Source organism: Salmonella sp. SAL4457, assembly GCF_046548235.1.
GTDB classification, from domain to species: Bacteria; Pseudomonadota; Gammaproteobacteria; order Enterobacterales; family Enterobacteriaceae; genus Salmonella; species Salmonella enterica.
On sequence record NZ_JBGDZO010000001.1, the window covers coordinates 160,405 to 177,002 of the forward strand.

15 protein-coding genes are annotated in these 16,598 nt (G+C 43.7%); all 15 read left to right on the forward strand.

All coding sequences use genetic code 11. The features are described 5' to 3' along the window. Nucleotides 1-8 precede the first annotated feature (8 nt). The 15 genes from wcaK to rfbV all read left to right on the forward strand — a co-directional run bounded on the left by wcaK (nt 9) and on the right by rfbV (nt 16,329). Entirely contained in the window at nt 9-1,289 is a 1,281-nt protein-coding gene (gene wcaK / locus ACLJNW_RS00745; protein ID WP_023204337.1) for a colanic acid biosynthesis pyruvyl transferase WcaK, read from the forward strand. Next, nucleotides 1,286-2,506, forward strand: coding sequence for a colanic acid biosynthesis glycosyltransferase WcaL (gene wcaL, locus ACLJNW_RS00750; RefSeq protein WP_000868504.1), 1,221 nt, complete (start codon nt 1,286-1,288; stop codon nt 2,504-2,506). The genes wcaK and wcaL overlap by 4 nt, the downstream gene beginning before the upstream one ends. A gap of 10 nt (nt 2,507-2,516) precedes the next feature. Then, on the forward strand, nt 2,517-3,920 hold the full coding sequence (wcaM, locus tag ACLJNW_RS00755) for a colanic acid biosynthesis protein WcaM (protein ID WP_023209799.1): 1,404 nt from the start codon (nt 2,517-2,519) through the stop codon (nt 3,918-3,920). A 177-nt stretch (nt 3,921-4,097) separates the two neighbouring features. Then, nucleotides 4,098-4,991 (forward strand): GalU regulator GalF, encoded by an 894-nt coding sequence (gene galF / locus ACLJNW_RS00760; RefSeq protein WP_000981469.1) that lies wholly within the window; start codon nt 4,098-4,100, stop codon nt 4,989-4,991. A gap of 376 nt (nt 4,992-5,367) precedes the next feature. Continuing rightward, nucleotides 5,368-6,453 carry a dTDP-glucose 4,6-dehydratase gene (gene rfbB / locus ACLJNW_RS00765; protein WP_000697846.1) on the forward strand — a complete coding sequence of 362 codons (1,086 nt, stop codon included), beginning with the start codon at nt 5,368-5,370 and terminating at the stop codon, nt 6,451-6,453. Further along, entirely contained in the window at nt 6,453-7,352 is a 900-nt protein-coding gene (gene rfbD, locus ACLJNW_RS00770) for a dTDP-4-dehydrorhamnose reductase (RefSeq protein WP_001023658.1), read from the forward strand. The genes rfbB and rfbD overlap by 1 nt, the downstream gene beginning before the upstream one ends. Nucleotides 7,353-7,399: 47 nt before the next feature. Then, nucleotides 7,400-8,278 (forward strand): glucose-1-phosphate thymidylyltransferase RfbA, encoded by an 879-nt coding sequence (gene rfbA / locus ACLJNW_RS00775; protein WP_023194347.1) that lies wholly within the window; start codon nt 7,400-7,402, stop codon nt 8,276-8,278. Next, nucleotides 8,279-8,830 carry a dTDP-4-dehydrorhamnose 3,5-epimerase gene (rfbC, locus tag ACLJNW_RS00780; protein ID WP_000973709.1) on the forward strand — a complete coding sequence of 184 codons (552 nt, stop codon included), beginning with the start codon at nt 8,279-8,281 and terminating at the stop codon, nt 8,828-8,830. Between the two features lie 5 nt (nt 8,831-8,835). Next, nucleotides 8,836-9,828: a CDP-6-deoxy-delta-3,4-glucoseen reductase gene (locus tag ACLJNW_RS00785; protein ID WP_000018227.1), complete on the forward strand. Its 993-nt coding sequence runs from the start codon at nt 8,836-8,838 to the stop codon at nt 9,826-9,828. Next, a complete protein-coding gene (gene rfbF, locus ACLJNW_RS00790; RefSeq protein WP_000648784.1) occupies nt 9,825-10,598 on the forward strand; it encodes a glucose-1-phosphate cytidylyltransferase in 774 nt (257 codons plus the stop codon). The genes ACLJNW_RS00785 and rfbF overlap by 4 nt, the downstream gene beginning before the upstream one ends. Before the next feature lie 4 nt (nt 10,599-10,602). Beyond that, nucleotides 10,603-11,682, forward strand: a complete 1,080-nt coding sequence (gene rfbG / locus ACLJNW_RS00795; protein ID WP_000565903.1) for a CDP-glucose 4,6-dehydratase — start codon at nt 10,603-10,605, stop codon at nt 11,680-11,682. A gap of 26 nt (nt 11,683-11,708) precedes the next feature. Further along, nucleotides 11,709-13,022 (forward strand): lipopolysaccharide biosynthesis protein RfbH, encoded by a 1,314-nt coding sequence (gene rfbH, locus ACLJNW_RS00800; RefSeq protein WP_000126349.1) that lies wholly within the window; start codon nt 11,709-11,711, stop codon nt 13,020-13,022. A 27-nt stretch (nt 13,023-13,049) separates the two neighbouring features. Beyond that, nucleotides 13,050-13,949, forward strand: coding sequence for a CDP-abequose synthase (gene rfbJ, locus ACLJNW_RS00805; protein ID WP_000143399.1), 900 nt, complete (start codon nt 13,050-13,052; stop codon nt 13,947-13,949). Nucleotides 13,950-14,030: 81 nt separating this feature from the next. Then, entirely contained in the window at nt 14,031-15,323 is a 1,293-nt protein-coding gene (locus ACLJNW_RS00810) for an MATE family efflux transporter (protein WP_006497737.1), read from the forward strand. 4 nt (nt 15,324-15,327) lie between these two features. Beyond that, nucleotides 15,328-16,329 carry an abequosyltransferase RfbV gene (rfbV, locus tag ACLJNW_RS00815; RefSeq protein ID WP_000908623.1) on the forward strand — a complete coding sequence of 334 codons (1,002 nt, stop codon included), beginning with the start codon at nt 15,328-15,330 and terminating at the stop codon, nt 16,327-16,329. The last annotated feature ends 269 nt before the right edge of the window (nt 16,330-16,598 follow it).

The following is a 16,598-nucleotide window of genomic DNA, read 5'->3' on the forward strand; positions in this document are numbered from 1 at the left end:
GGCTATTTATGAAATTATTAATTTTAGGCAACCACACATGCGGCAACCGTGGTGATAGCGCCATTATGCGCGGTTTGCTTGATGCCATCCGTCAACAGGCACCAGAGGCGGAGATGGATGTGATGAGCCGTTTCCCGGTGAGTTCCGCCTGGTTGCAGGGGCGCCCGATTATTGCCGACCCGCTGTATCAGTTAAGCCAGAAACAGCAGGCGGCGGCAGGGCTTAACGGTCGGGTGAAAAAAATATTACGCCGTCGTTTTCAGCATAAAATTTTATTGTCTAAAGTCGCCCAGGAAGGATCGCTGCGTAATTTTGCTATCGCGCCGGAATTTGCCGAATTCGCGCAATTTATTGCGCAGTATGACGCCGTCATTCAGGTGGGCGGTTCAAACTATGTCGACTTATACGGTTTGACTCACTTTGAATATCCGCTGTGCGCGTTTATGGCGAACAAACCAATTTATATGGTGGGACATAGCGTCGGCCCTTTCCAGAACCCTGACTTTAACCAGCTCGCCAATTATGTTTTTGGACGCACCAGTGCGTTGATCCTGCGTGAAACCGTCAGCCGCGATCTGATGACCGCCGCGCAGATCGATACCCGGAAAGTGGAGCTGGGGGTGGATACCGCCTGGTTAGTCGAACGCCGTCACGACGAGTTTGTTGCCAGTTATGCTGTGCAGCACTGGCTGGACGTCACCGCGCGCCGCAAAACCGTCGCGATTACGTTGCGCGATCTGGAGCCGTTTGATAGACGTCTGGGCACCACTCAGCAGGCCTATGAGCAGGCATTTGCCCAGGTCGTGAATCGCCTGATTGCGGACGGTTATCAGGTACTGGCGCTGTCGACCTGCACCAGTATCGATCGCTATAACCGCGATGACCGGATGGTTGCGTTACGGATGGCGAAGTATGTAAACGACTCAGAGCATTTCCATATCGCGATGGACGAACTCAATGACGTGGAAATCGGAAAGATCCTCGCATCCTGCGTACTGACCATCGGGACGCGCCTGCATTCCGCCATTATCTCCATGAATTTTGGCACGCCCGCTATCGCCATTAATTATGAACATAAATCCGCCGGGATTATGCAGCAACTAGGCCTGGCGGAATTGGCTATCGATATCCGTCACTTGCTGAACGGTTCATTACAAAGCGTGGTGGCCGATACGCTCAATCAATTGCCTGCGCTAAAGGCAAAAGTGGCTAATGCCGTCACCGAGGAGCGGGCGAAAGGGTTCACGATGATCAAATCCGTTCTCGACAGAATTCGGGAGGAGCAATGAAAGTCAGCTTTTTTCTGCTGAAATTTCCACTCTCATCGGAAACCTTTGTGCTGAATCAGATTACTGCGTTTATTGATATGGGCCATGAGGTGGAGATTGTCGCGTTACAAAAAGGCGATACCCAACATACTCACGCCGCCTGGGAGAAGTATGGCCTGGCGGCGAAAACCCGCTGGTTACAGGATGAGCCCCAGGGACGGCTGGCGAAACTGCGCTACCGGGCATGTAAAACGCTGCCGGGGCTGCATCGGGCGGCGACCTGGAAAGCGCTCAATTTTACCCGCTACGGCGATGAATCACGCAATTTGATCCTTTCCGCGATTTGCGCGCAGGCGGGCCAACCTTTTGTGGCGGATGTGTTCATCGCGCACTTTGGTCCGGCGGGCGTGACGGCGGCCAAACTGCGCGAACTGGGCGTGCTTCGCGGCAAAATCGCGACTATTTTCCACGGGATTGATATTTCCAGCCGCGAGGTGCTCAGTCATTACACGCCGGAGTATCAGCAGTTGTTTCGTCGTGGCGATCTGATGCTGCCCATCAGCGAACTGTGGGCCGGTCGCCTGAAAAGTATGGGCTGTCCGCCAGAGAAGATTGCCGTTTCGCGCATGGGTGTCGACATGACGCGTTTTACCCATCGTCCGGTGAAAGCGCCAGGGATGCCGCTGGAGATGATTTCCGTCGCGCGCCTGACAGAAAAAAAAGGCCTGCATGTGGCGATTGAAGCCTGTCGGCAACTGAAAGCACAGGGCGTGGCGTTTCGCTACCGCATTCTGGGGATTGGCCCGTGGGAACGTCGGCTGCGCACGCTCATCGAGCAGTATCAGCTAGAGGATGTCATTGAGATGCCGGGGTTTAAACCGAGCCATGAAGTGAAGGCGATGCTGGATGACGCCGATGTTTTTTTGCTGCCGTCGATTACCAGTACGGATGGCGATATGGAAGGTATTCCGGTAGCGCTGATGGAGGCGATGGCGGTAGGGATTCCCGTGGTATCTACCGTGCATAGCGGTATTCCGGAACTGGTGGAGGCCGGCAAATCCGGCTGGCTGGTGCCGGAAAACGATGCGCAGGCGCTGGCGGCCCGACTCGCTGAGTTCAGCCGGATTGACCACGACACGCTGGAGTCGGTGATCACGCGCGCCCGTGAAAAAGTGGCGCAAGATTTTAATCAGCAGGCGATTAATCGCCAGTTAGCCAGCCTGCTACAAACGATATAAACGAGGTGGTATGCCCGCGACTAAATTCTCCCGACGTACCCTCCTGACGGCAGGTTCTGCGCTTGCTGTTCTTCCTTTTCTGCGCGCCTTGCCGGTACAGGCGCGTGAACCTCGCGAGACCGTCGATATTAAGGATTATCCGGCGGATGACGGTATCGCCTCGTTCAAACAGGCCTTCGCCGACGGACAGACCGTGGTCGTACCGCCAGGATGGGTGTGTGAAAATATCAATGCGGCGATAACGATTCCGGCGGGAAAAACGCTGCGGGTACAGGGCGCGGTGCGTGGGAATGGCCGGGGACGGTTTATTTTGCAGGACGGGTGTCAGGTGGTGGGGGAGCAGGGCGGCAGTCTGCACAATGTGACGCTGGATGTTCGCGGGTCGGACTGTGTGATTAAAGGCGTGGCGATGAGCGGCTTTGGCCCCGTCGCGCAAATTTTCATCGGCGGTAAGGAACCGCAGGTGATGCGTAATCTCATTATCGATGACATCACCGTTACCCACGCCAACTACGCCATTCTCCGCCAGGGATTTCATAACCAAATGGACGGCGTGCGGATTACGCATAGCCGCTTTAGCGATTTGCAGGGGGACGCCATTGAGTGGAATGTCGCGATTCACGACCGCGACATCCTGATTTCCGATCATGTCATCGAACGCATTGATTGTACCAATGGCAAAATCAACTGGGGGATCGGCATCGGGCTGGCGGGTAGCACCTATGACAACAGTTATCCTGAAGACCAGGCAGTAAAAAACTTTGTGGTGGCCAATATTACCGGATCTGATTGCCGACAGCTTGTGCACGTAGAAAATGGCAAACATTTCGTCATTCGCAATGTCAAAGCCAAAAACATCACGCCCGATTTCAGTAAAAATGCGGGTATTGATAACGCAACGATCGCAATTTATGGCTGTGATAATTTCGTCATTGATAATATTGATATGGCGAATAGTGCTGGGATGCTCATCGGCTATGGCGTCGTTAAAGGAAAATACCTGTCAATTCCGCAAAACTTTAAATTAAACGCTATTCGGTTGGATAATCGCCAGGTTGCTTATAAATTACGCGGCATTCAAATTTCCTCCGGTAACGCTCCTTCGTTTGTCGCTATCACTAACGTGCGGATGACGCATGCCACACTGGAGCTGCATAACCAACCGCAGCATCTTTTCCTGCGTAATATCAATGTGATGCAAACTTCAGCGATTGGCCCGGCATTAAAAATGCATTTCGATTTGCGTAAAGATGTCCGTGGTCAATTTATGGCCCGCCAGGACACGCTGCTTTCCCTCGCTAATGTTCATGCCATCAATGAAAACGGGCAGAGTTCCGTGGATATCGACAGGATTAATCACCAAACCGTGAATGTCGAAGCAGTGAATTTTTCGCTGCCGAAGCGGGGAGGGTAAGTACCGCTATTTTTACGAAAATTCCTGGGAAAAAGTTGTTCATACTTAATGTTATGGTGCCGACTAAGACGTAATGTAAAGCGTGCCATCATTATCCCTGGCAGCAGAGTAATTCATGCTGGCGAAAACAAGCTAAAGAGCTATAATTCAGCAACCATTTTACAGGTGGAAGAAACAATGATGAATTTGAAAGCAGTTATACCGGTAGCGGGTTTGGGTATGCATATGTTGCCTGCCACCAAGGCAATCCCAAAAGAGATGCTACCGATCGTCGACAAGCCAATGATTCAGTACATTGTCGATGAGATTGTGGCTGCAGGGATCAAAGAAATCGTACTGGTGACTCACGCGTCTAAAAACGCCGTTGAGAACCACTTCGACACCTCTTATGAACTTGAATCACTTCTTGAACAGCGCGTTAAGCGTCAGCTTTTGGCGGAAGTGCAATCTATCTGCCCACCGGGCGTAACGATTATGAACGTTCGCCAGGCGCAGCCGTTAGGGCTGGGGCACTCTATTCTGTGCGCGCGTCCGGTCGTGGGCGATAACCCTTTCATTGTGGTACTCCCGGATATTATTATCGATGATGCTACCGCCGATCCGCTGCGCTATAACCTTGCGGCGATGGTGGCGCGTTTCAATGAAACGGGTCGCAGCCAGGTGCTGGCGAAGCGCATGAAAGGTGATTTATCGGAGTATTCCGTTATCCAGACGAAAGAACCTCTGGATAATGAAGGCAAAGTCAGCCGGATTGTGGAGTTTATCGAAAAACCGGATCAGCCGCAGACGCTGGATTCCGATTTGATGGCGGTAGGCCGTTATGTGCTTTCAGCCGACATCTGGGCGGAACTGGAAAGAACCGAACCGGGCGCCTGGGGCCGCATCCAGCTCACCGATGCCATTGCTGAACTGGCGAAAAAACAGTCGGTTGACGCTATGCTAATGACGGGTGACAGCTATGACTGCGGTAAAAAAATGGGCTACATGCAGGCATTTGTGAAGTACGGGCTGCGCAACCTGAAAGAAGGAGCGAAGTTCCGTAAGAGCATAGAGCAGCTTCTGCATGAATAAGTATTAACAACCGTGATAAATGGTTGGTGATAAACATAATAACGGCAGTGAACATTCGAAGCGGCAAGTTGGCTGAAACGAGTGTTGACTGCCGTTTTAGTTTTGTATAAAGGGCTTAAGTAACAAGGGGTTATCTGGAGCATTTTAATGCTGATTTTATAAGATTAATCCTTGTTTCCGGATGCAATTAATAAGACAATTAGCGTTTAAGTTTTAGTGAGCTTTGCCCTGCTGGGCGAGGTTTGTAACAAGTCGATATGTACGCAGTGCACTGGTAGCTGATGAGCCAGGGGCGGTAGCGTGTGTAACGACTTGAGCAATTAATTTTTATTGGCAAATTAAATACCACATTAAATACGCCTTATGGAATAGAAAAGTGAAGATACTTATTACTGGCGGGGCAGGTTTTATTGGATCAGCTGTTGTCCGCCATATTATTAAGAATACACAGGACACTGTAGTTAATATTGATAAATTAACCTACGCCGGTAATCTTGAATCCCTTTCTGATATTTCTGAAAGTAATCGCTACAATTTTGAACACGCGGATATTTGTGATTCCGCTGAAATAACGCGTATTTTTGAGCAGTACCAGCCGGACGCGGTGATGCATTTGGCTGCGGAAAGTCATGTGGACCGTTCGATTACCGGGCCGGCAGCATTTATTGAAACCAATATCGTCGGCACCTATGTACTTCTTGAAGTTGCGCGTAAATACTGGTCTGCGCTTGGCGAAGATAAAAAAAATAATTTTCGTTTTCATCATATTTCCACTGATGAAGTTTACGGCGATTTACCGCATCCTGATGAAGTTGAAAACAGCGTTACGCTGCCGTTATTTACTGAAACGACGGCATATGCGCCAAGTAGCCCCTATTCTGCGTCAAAAGCATCCAGCGATCATTTAGTCCGTGCCTGGCGGCGTACCTATGGTCTACCAACGATCGTTACCAATTGTTCTAATAACTATGGCCCTTATCACTTCCCTGAAAAACTGATTCCGTTGGTCATTTTGAACGCACTGGAAGGAAAGCCTTTGCCAATTTATGGCAAAGGGGATCAGATTCGCGATTGGCTATATGTAGAAGATCACGCTCGCGCGCTTCATATGGTAGTGACTGAAGGCAAGGCGGGGGAGACTTATAACATTGGTGGCCACAATGAGAAGAAAAATCTCGATGTGGTATTTACCATCTGTGATCTGCTGGACGAGATTGTACCCAAAGCGACTTCTTATCGTGAACAAATCACTTATGTCGCGGATCGTCCGGGCCATGATCGTCGTTATGCCATTGATGCAGGTAAAATTAGCCGTGAATTAGGCTGGAAACCGCTGGAGACCTTTGAAAGCGGTATTCGTAAAACAGTGGAATGGTACCTTGCAAATACTCAATGGGTAAACAATGTTAAAAGTGGGGCGTATCAGAGTTGGATAGAACAGAACTATGAAGGACGCCAGTAATGAATATCTTACTTTTTGGTAAGACAGGGCAAGTAGGCTGGGAGTTGCAACGTTCTCTGGCACCAGTAGGGAATCTGATTGCCCTGGATGTCCATTCAAAAGAGTTTTGCGGTGATTTTAGTAATCCGAAAGGCGTTGCCGAAACCGTTCGTAAGCTTCGTCCCGATGTGATTGTTAACGCAGCAGCACATACTGCAGTAGATAAAGCAGAGTCTGAACCAGAACTGGCGCAGTTACTTAACGCCACCAGTGTGGAAGCCATCGCTAAAGCAGCCAACGAAACTGGCGCATGGGTAGTGCATTATTCAACCGATTATGTATTTCCTGGTACCGGCGATATCCCATGGCAGGAAACGGACGCTACGTCGCCGCTGAATGTCTATGGCAAGACCAAACTGGCGGGAGAAAAGGCCCTGCAGGATAACTGCCCTAAGCATCTTATCTTCCGCACCAGTTGGGTTTATGCAGGTAAGGGCAATAATTTCGCAAAGACAATGCTTCGTCTGGCGAAAGAGCGTCAGACACTTTCAGTCATCAACGATCAGTACGGTGCGCCAACCGGTGCAGAATTACTGGCTGACTGCACGGCTCATGCGATCCGTGTGGCGTTAAAGAAACCAGAAGTCGCAGGTCTTTACCATCTGGTTGCCGGGGGAACCACAACCTGGCATGACTACGCGGCCTTAGTCTTTGACGAGGCGCGCAAAGCAGGGATAACGCTTGCGCTGACTGAGCTTAATGCTGTGCCGACCAGCGCCTACCCGACGCCGGCGAGCAGACCAGGCAATTCGCGTCTCAATACTGAAAAGTTTCAGCGTAATTTTGACCTTATTCTGCCGCAATGGGAATTAGGAGTTAAGCGCATGCTGACTGAAATGTTTACGACGACAACCATCTGATAAATTTAAATGCCCATCAGGGCATTTTCTATGAATGAGAAATGGAAATGAAAATGCGTAAGGGCATTATTTTAGCGGGGGGCTCCGGCACCCGTCTTTATCCGGTGACCATGGCGGTAAGTAAGCAATTGCTACCAATTTATGATAAACCGATGATTTACTATCCCCTTTCCACGCTTATGCTGGCAGGCATTCGGGACATCCTGATCATCAGTACGCCACAGGACACGCCGCGTTTTCAACAACTGCTGGGAGACGGCAGCCAGTGGGGGCTGAATCTTCAATATAAAGTACAGCCAAGCCCGGATGGCTTAGCACAGGCGTTTATTATTGGTGAAGAGTTCATTGGTAATGATGATTGTGCATTAGTACTGGGTGACAATATCTTCTATGGTCATGATTTACCAAAGTTAATGGAAGCTGCCGTTAATAAAGAAAGTGGTGCTACCGTCTTTGCTTATCATGTAAACGATCCGGAGCGCTACGGTGTGGTTGAGTTTGACCAAAGTGGCACAGCCGTTAGTCTGGAGGAAAAACCGTTACAACCGAAGAGTAATTACGCGGTAACGGGGCTGTATTTTTATGATAATAGCGTGGTGGAGATGGCGAAAAATCTTAAGCCTTCCGCTCGCGGTGAGTTAGAAATCACGGATATTAACCGTATCTATATGGATCAGGGAAGATTGTCTGTCGCCATGATGGGGCGCGGTTATGCCTGGCTGGATACAGGGACGCATCAGAGTTTGATAGAGGCCAGTAATTTTATTGCAACCATCGAAGAACGCCAGGGGCTAAAAGTGTCCTGCCCGGAAGAGATCGCATTTCGTAAAAATTTTATAAATGCACAACAGGTTATAGAACTGGCCGGGCCATTATCAAAAAATGATTATGGCAAATATTTGCTGAAGATGGTGAAAGGTTTATAAGTGATGATTGTGATTAAAACAGCAATACCAGATGTCTTGATCTTAGAGCCTAAAGTTTTTGGCGATGAGAGGGGATTCTTTTTTGAAAGTTATAACCAGCAGACCTTTGAAGAGTTGATTGGACGTAAAGTTACATTTGTTCAAGATAATCATTCAAAATCCAAAAAGAACGTACTCAGAGGGCTACATTTTCAGAGAGGAGAAAATGCACAGGGGAAGTTAGTTCGTTGTGCTGTCGGTGAGGTTTTTGATGTTGCGGTCGATATCCGAAAAGAATCGCCTACTTTTGGTCAATGGGTTGGCGTAAATCTATCTGCTGAGAATAAGCGACAGCTTTGGATTCCAGAAGGTTTTGCTCATGGTTTTGTTACTCTTAGTGAGTATGCAGAGTTTCTGTACAAAGCAACTAATTATTACTCACCTTCATCGGAAGGTAGCATTTTATGGAATGATGAGACAATAGGTATTGAATGGCCTTTTTCTCAGCTGCCTGAGCTTTCAGCAAAAGATGCTGCAGCACCTTTACTGCATCAAGCCTTGTTAACAGAGTAAGCATCGTGTCTCATATTATTAAGATTTTTCCATCAAATATTGAATTTTCCGGTAGAGAGGATGAATCAATCCTCGATGCTGCGCTATCGGCTGGCATCCATCTTGAACATAGCTGCAAAGCGGGTGATTGTGGTATCTGTGAGTCCGATTTGTTGGCGGGAGAAGTTGTTGACTCCAAAGGTAATATTTTTGGACAGGGTGATAAAATACTAACCTGCTGCTGTAAACCTAAAACCGCCCTTGAGCTAAATGCGCATTTTTTTCCTGAACTAGTTGGACAGACAAAAAAAATTGTCCCATGCAAGGTAAATAGTGCTGTACTGGTTTCAGGCGATGTTATGACTTTGAAGCTACGCACACCACCAACAGCAAAAATTGGCTTCCTTCCAGGGCAGTATATCAATTTACATTATAAAGGTGTAACTCGCAGTTATTCTATCGCTAATAGTGATGAGTCGAATGGTATTGAGTTGCATGTAAGGAATGTTCCCAATGGTCAGATGAGCTCGCTCATTTTTGGGGAGTTACAAGAAAATACTCTTATGCGCATTGAAGGACCTTGCGGAACATTTTTTATTCGTGAAAGTGACAGACCTATAATCTTCCTTGCAGGCGGTACTGGATTCGCTCCAGTTAAATCAATGGTTGAGCATCTCATTCAGGGAAAATGTCGTCGTGAGATCTACATCTACTGGGGAATGCAAGATAGTAAAGATTTTTACTCTGCATTACCGCAGCAGTGGAGTGAACAGCACGACAACGTTCATTATATCCCTGTTGTTTCTGGTGATGACGCCGAATGGGGGGGAAGAAAGGGATTTGTCCATCATGCCGTGATGGATGATTTTGATTCTCTAGAGTTCTTCGATATATATGCATGTGGTTCACCTGTGATGATCGATGCCAGTAAAAAGGACTTTATGATGAAAAATCTCTCTGTAGAACATTTCTATTCTGATGCATTTACCGCATCTAATAATATTGAGGATAATTTATGAAAGCGGTCATCCTGGCTGGTGGACTTGGTACCAGACTAAGTGAAGAAACAATTGTAAAACCAAAACCGATGGTAGAAATTGGTGGCAAGCCTATTCTTTGGCACATTATGAAAATGTATTCTGTGCATGGTATCAAGGATTTTATTATCTGCTGTGGTTATAAAGGATATGTGATTAAAGAATATTTTGCGAACTACTTCCTTCACATGTCAGATGTAACATTCCATATGGCTGAAAACCGTATGGAAGTTCACCATAAACGTGTTGAACCATGGAATGTCACATTGGTTGATACGGGTGATTCTTCAATGACTGGTGGTCGTCTGAAACGTGTTGCTGAATACGTAAAAGATGACGAGGCTTTCCTGTTTACTTATGGTGATGGCGTTGCCGACCTTGATATCAAAGCGACTATCGATTTCCATAAGGCTCACGGTAAGAAAGCGACTTTAACAGCTACTTTTCCACCAGGACGCTTTGGCGCATTAGATATCCGAGCTGGTCAGGTCCGGTCATTCCAGGAAAAACCGAAAGGCGATGGGGCAATGATCAATGGTGGTTTCTTTGTGTTGAATCCATCGGTTATCGATCTCATCGATAACGATGCAACAACCTGGGAACAAGAGCCATTAATGACATTGGCACAACAGGGGGAGTTAATGGCTTTTGAACACCCAGGTTTCTGGCAGCCGATGGATACCCTACGTGATAAAGTTTACCTCGAAGGGCTGTGGGAAAAAGGTAAAGCTCCGTGGAAAACCTGGGAGTAACTAGATGATTGATAAAAATTTTTGGCAAGGTAAACGTGTATTCGTTACCGGCCATACTGGCTTTAAAGGAAGCTGGCTTTCGCTATGGCTGACTGAAATGGGTGCAATTGTAAAAGGCTATGCACTTGATGCGCCAACTGTTCCAAGTTTATTTGAGATAGTGCGTCTTAATGATCTTATGGAATCTCATATTGGCGACATTCGTGATTTTGAAAAGCTGCGCAATTCTATTGCAGAATTTAAGCCAGAAATTGTTTTCCATATGGCAGCCCAGCCTTTAGTGCGCCTATCTTATGAACAGCCAATCGAAACATACTCAACAAATGTTATGGGTACTGTCCATTTGCTTGAAGCAGTTAAGCAAGTAGGTAACATAAAGGCAGTCGTAAATATCACCAGTGATAAGTGCTACGACAATCGTGAGTGGGTGTGGGGCTATCGTGAGAACGAACCCATGGGAGGGTACGATCCATACTCTAATAGTAAAGGTTGTGCAGAATTAGTCGCGTCTGCATTCCGGAACTCATTCTTCAATCCTGCAAATTATGAGCAACATGGCGTTGGTTTGGCGTCTGTGAGGGCTGGTAATGTCATAGGCGGAGGCGATTGGGCTAAAGACCGTTTAATTCCCGATATTCTGCGCTCATTTGAAAATAACCAGCAGGTTATTATTCGAAACCCATATTCTATCCGTCCCTGGCAGCATGTACTGGAGCCTCTTTCTGGTTACATTGTGGTGGCGCAACGCTTATATACAGAAGGTGCTAAGTTTTCTGAAGGATGGAATTTCGGCCCGCGTGATGAAGATGCGAAGACGGTCGAATTTATTGTTGACAAGATGGTCACGCTTTGGGGTGATGATGCAAGCTGGTTACTGGATGGTGAGAATCATCCTCATGAGGCACATTACCTGAAACTGGATTGCTCTAAAGCAAATATGCAATTAGGATGGCATCCGCGTTGGGGATTGACTGAAACACTTGGTCGCATCGTAAAATGGCATAAAGCATGGATTCGCGGCGAAGATATGTTGATTTGTTCAAAGCGTGAAATCAGCGACTATATGTCTGCAACTACTCGTTAAGAAAATAAGTTTAAGGAATCAAAGTAATGACAGCAAATAACCTGCGTGAGCAAATCTCTCAGCTTGTCGCTCAGTATGCGAATGAGGCATTGAGCCCGAAACCTTTTGTTGCAGGTACAAGCGTTGTGCCTCCTTCCGGGAAGGTTATTGGTGCCAAAGAGTTACAATTGATGGTTGAGGCGTCTCTTGATGGATGGCTAACTACTGGTCGTTTCAATGATGCCTTTGAGAAAAAACTTGGGGAATTTATTGGGGTTCCTCATGTTTTAACGACTACATCTGGCTCTTCGGCAAACTTGCTGGCACTGACTGCGCTGACTTCCCCAAAATTAGGCGAGCGTGCTCTCAAACCTGGTGATGAGGTTATTACTGTCGCTGCTGGCTTCCCGACTACAGTTAACCCGGCGATCCAGAATGGTTTAATACCGGTATTCGTGGATGTTGATATCCCGACATATAATATCGATGCTTCTCTTATTGAAGCTGCAGTTACTGAGAAATCAAAAGCGATAATGATCGCTCATACACTCGGTAATGCATTTAACCTGAGTGAAGTTCGTCGGATTGCCGATAAATATAACTTATGGTTGATTGAAGACTGCTGTGATGCCCTTGGGACGACTTATGAAGGCCAGATGGTAGGTACCTTTGGTGACATCGGAACCGTTAGTTTTTATCCGGCTCACCATATCACAATGGGTGAAGGCGGTGCTGTATTCACCAAGTCAGGTGAACTGAAGAAAATTATTGAGTCGTTCCGTGACTGGGGCCGGGATTGTTATTGTGCGCCAGGATGCGATAACACCTGCGGTAAACGTTTTGGTCAGCAATTGGGGTCACTTCCTCAAGGCTATGATCACAAATATACTTATTCCCACCTCGGATATAATCTCAAAATCACGGACATGCAGGCAGCATGTGGTCTGGCTCAGTTAGAACGCGTGGAAGAGTTTGTAGAGCAGCGTAAAGCTAACTTTTCCTATCTGAAACAGGGCTTGCAATCTTGCACTGAATTCCTCGAATTACCAGAAGCAACAGAGAAATCAGATCCATCCTGGTTTGGCTTCCCTATCACCCTGAAAGAAACTAGCGGTGTTAACCGTGTCGAACTGGTGAAATTCCTTGATGAAGCAAAAATCGGTACACGTTTACTGTTTGCTGGAAATCTGATTCGCCAACCGTATTTTGCTAATGTGAAATATCGTGTAGTGGGTGAGTTGACAAATACCGACCGTATAATGAATCAAACGTTCTGGATTGGTATTTATCCAGGCTTGACTACAGAGCATTTAGATTATGTAGTTAGCAAGTTTGAAGAGTTCTTTGGTTTGAATTTCTAATTCAATTTATTCTACCTGGTGATTGCGATGACCTTTTTGAAAGAATATGTAATTGTCAGTGGGGCTTCCGGCTTTATTGGTAAGCATTTACTCGAAGCTCTAAAAAAATCGGGGATTTCAGTTGTCGCAATCACTCGAGATGTAATAAAAAATAATAGTAATGCATTAGCTAATGTTAGATGGTGCAGTTGGGATAATATCGAATTATTAGTCGAGGAGTTATCAATTGATTCTGCATTAATTGGTATCATTCATTTGGCAACAGAATATGGGCATAAAACATCATCTCTCATAAATATTGAAGATGCAAATGTTATAAAACCATTAAAGCTTCTTGATTTGGCAATAAAATATCGGGCGGATATCTTTTTAAATACAGATAGTTTTTTTGCCAAGAAAGATTTTAATTATCAACATATGCGGCCTTATATAATTACTAAAAGACACTTTGATGAAATTGGGCATTATTATGCTAATATGCATGACATTTCATTTGTAAACATGCGATTAGAGCATGTATATGGGCCTGGGGATGGTGAAAATAAATTTATTCCATACATTATCGACTGCTTAAATAAAAAACAGAGTTGCGTGAAATGTACAACAGGCGAACAGATAAGAGACTTTATTTTTGTAGATGATGTGGTAAATGCTTATTTAACTATATTAGAAAATAGAAAAGAAGTACCTTCATATACTGAGTATCAAGTTGGAACTGGTGCTGGGGTAAGTTTGAAAGATTTTCTGGTTTATTTGCAAAATACTATGATGCCAGGTTCATCGAGTATATTTGAATTTGGTGCGATAGAGCAAAGAGATAATGAAATAATGTTCTCTGTAGCAAATAATAAAAATTTAAAAGCAATGGGCTGGAAACCAAATTTCGATTATAAAAAAGGAATTGAAGAACTACTGAAACGGTTATGAGATTTTCATGATCTTTTAATAAATAAATCGTTAACAAATTAGTCGCGTTATGTTGTAAAAACTAAGTCGTTTAATTGCATAGTGAAAGTTCAATTGTTAAAAATTCCGAGTCATTTAATTGTTGCAGGTTCATCATGGTTATCCAAAATAATAATTGCCGGGGTGCAGTTAGCAAGTATTTCATATCTTATTTCTATACTAGGTGAAGAGAAATATGCAATCTTTAGTTTGTTAACTGGTTTATTAGTATGGTGTAGCGCTGTTGATTTTGGCATAGGTACAGGACTGCAAAATTATATATCAGAATGCAGAGCCAAAAACAAAAGTTATGATGCATATATTAAATCAGCATTACATCTAAGCTTTATAGCTATTATTTTTTTTATTGCTTTATTTTATATTTTTTCTGGGGTAATTTCCGCTAAATATCTTTCTTCTTTTCATGAGATATTACAGGACAAAACCAGAATGCTCTTTTTTACCTCATGTCTGGTTTTCAGTTCTATTGGAATCGGAGCTATTGCTTATAAAATACTTTTTGCCGAATTGGTCGGGTGGAAAGCTAATCTATTAAACGCATTATCTTATATGATAGGTATGCTCGGCTTGCTATATATATACTATAGGGGGATCTCAGTTGACATAAAATTATCACTAATAGTCCTGTATCTTCCAGTGGGTATGATTTCATTGTGCTATATTGTATATAGATACATAAAGCTTTATCATGTTAAAACAACAAAATCTCATTATATAGCAATTTTACGTAGATCTTCAGGGTTTTTTCTTTTTACTTTATTATCGATAGTGGTGCTTCAAACAGATTATATGGTCATTTCTCAAAGGCTAACTCCTGCTGATATTGTTCAATATACAGTAACGATGAAAATTTTTGGTTTAGTCTTTTTTATTTATACTGCTATTTTGCAAGCATTATGGCCTATATGTGCTGAATTGAGAGTCAAACAGCAATGGAAAAAACTTAACAAAATGATAGGTGTCAATATTTTGCTTGGCTCACTATATGTTGTTGGATGTACAATATTTATTTATTTATTTAAAGAACAGATATTTTCAGTAATAGCCAAAGATATTAATTATCAAGTTTCTATTTTATCTTTTATGTTAATTGGCATATATTTCTGTATTCGCGTTTGGTGTGACACTTATGCAATGTTATTGCAAAGTATGAATTATTTAAAAATACTTTGGATATTAGTACCACTACAAGCAATAATTGGTGGAATAGCACAATGGTATTTTTCTAGTACGCTTGGAATCAGTGGAGTGCTGCTTGGCTTGATTATATCTTTTGCTTTAACTGTTTTTTGGGGGCTTCCACTAACTTACTTAATTAAGGCAAATAAGGGATAATCATATGCTTATATCATTTTGTATTCCAACTTATAATAGAAAAGAATATCTTGAAGAGTTGTTGAATAGTATAAATAATCAGGAAAAATTTAATTTAGATATTGAGGTATGTATATCAGATAATGCCTCTACTGATGGTACAGAGGAAATGATTGATGTTTGGAGGAACAATTATAATTTCCCAATAATATATCGGCGTAATAGCGTTAACCTTGGGCCAGATAGGAATTTTCTTGCTTCAGTATCCCTTGCGAATGGGGATTATTGTTGGATATTTGGCAGTGATGATGCTCTTGCGAAAGACTCGTTAGCGATATTACAAACTTATCTCGATTCTCAAGCAGATATATATTTATGTGACAGAAAAGAGACCGGGTGTGATTTAGTTGAGATTAGAAATCCTCATCGTTCTTGGCTCAGAACAGATGATGAACTTTATGTGTTTAATAATAATTTAGATAGGGAAATCTATCTCAGTAGATGCTTATCTATTGGTGGTGTATTTAGCTATCTAAGTTCTTTAATAGTAAAAAAAGAACGATGGGATGCCATTGATTTTGATGCGTCCTATATTGGCACTTCCTATCCTCATGTATTTATCATGATGAGCGTATTTAATACGCCAGGGTGCCTTTTGCATTATATATCAAAACCACTCGTAATATGCCGAGGAGATAATGATAGTTTCGAGAAGAAAGGAAAGGCCAGACGAATTTTAATTGATTTTATTGCATATTTAAAATTAGCTAATGATTTTTACAGTAAAAATATATCTTTAAAACGAGCATTTGAAAATGTTTTGCTAAAAGAGAGACCATGGTTATATACAACTTTGGCTATGGCATGTTATGGCAATAGTGATGAAAAAAGAGATTTATCTGAATTTTATGCAAAGCTAGGTTGTAATAAAAATATGATCAACACTGTACTTCGATTTGGGAAACTAGCATATGCAGTGAAAAATATTACCGTGCTTAAGAATTTTACTAAACGGATAATTAAGTAGTAGTAAGTTATTATATTGAGATTAAATGTAGATTTAACCTTTCTGGATTCAGCTAGATTTACGTTACTGACTTTTCTTTTTAATGAAAAATCATATTTGATATATATAAATAAATTTGGATAGCTTAACTACTTAGATGTTTTTTTTCTGGGAATGTTAGTATAATAATATATTTCTTTATGATTGTTTTTGTAGTGTTTTACTGCCGGTATTACATTAACTCTATTATTAAGAATTACACCTAGTGTAAGCTTCGTAATATTATTTAT

Excerpts from the sequence above, each read along its gene's own strand:
- rfbH (WP_000126349.1), top strand. The coding sequence starts at position 11,709 with ATGACAGCAAATAACCTGCGTGAGCAAATCTCTCAGCTTGTCGCTCAG.
- rfbJ (WP_000143399.1), top strand. The coding sequence starts at position 13,050 with ATGACCTTTTTGAAAGAATATGTAATTGTCAGTGGGGCTTCCGGCTTT.
- rfbD (WP_001023658.1), top strand. The coding sequence starts at position 6,453 with ATGAATATCTTACTTTTTGGTAAGACAGGGCAAGTAGGCTGGGAGTTG.
- rfbA (WP_023194347.1), top strand. The coding sequence starts at position 7,400 with ATGAAAATGCGTAAGGGCATTATTTTAGCGGGGGGCTCCGGCACCCGT.
- rfbG (WP_000565903.1), top strand. The coding sequence starts at position 10,603 with ATGATTGATAAAAATTTTTGGCAAGGTAAACGTGTATTCGTTACCGGC.
- galF (WP_000981469.1), top strand. The coding sequence starts at position 4,098 with ATGATGAATTTGAAAGCAGTTATACCGGTAGCGGGTTTGGGTATGCAT.
- wcaK (WP_023204337.1), top strand. The coding sequence starts at position 9 with ATGAAATTATTAATTTTAGGCAACCACACATGCGGCAACCGTGGTGAT.
- wcaM (WP_023209799.1), top strand. The coding sequence starts at position 2,517 with ATGCCCGCGACTAAATTCTCCCGACGTACCCTCCTGACGGCAGGTTCT.
- wcaL (WP_000868504.1), top strand. The coding sequence starts at position 1,286 with ATGAAAGTCAGCTTTTTTCTGCTGAAATTTCCACTCTCATCGGAAACC.
- rfbF (WP_000648784.1), top strand. The coding sequence starts at position 9,825 with ATGAAAGCGGTCATCCTGGCTGGTGGACTTGGTACCAGACTAAGTGAA.
- rfbV (WP_000908623.1), top strand. The coding sequence starts at position 15,328 with ATGCTTATATCATTTTGTATTCCAACTTATAATAGAAAAGAATATCTT.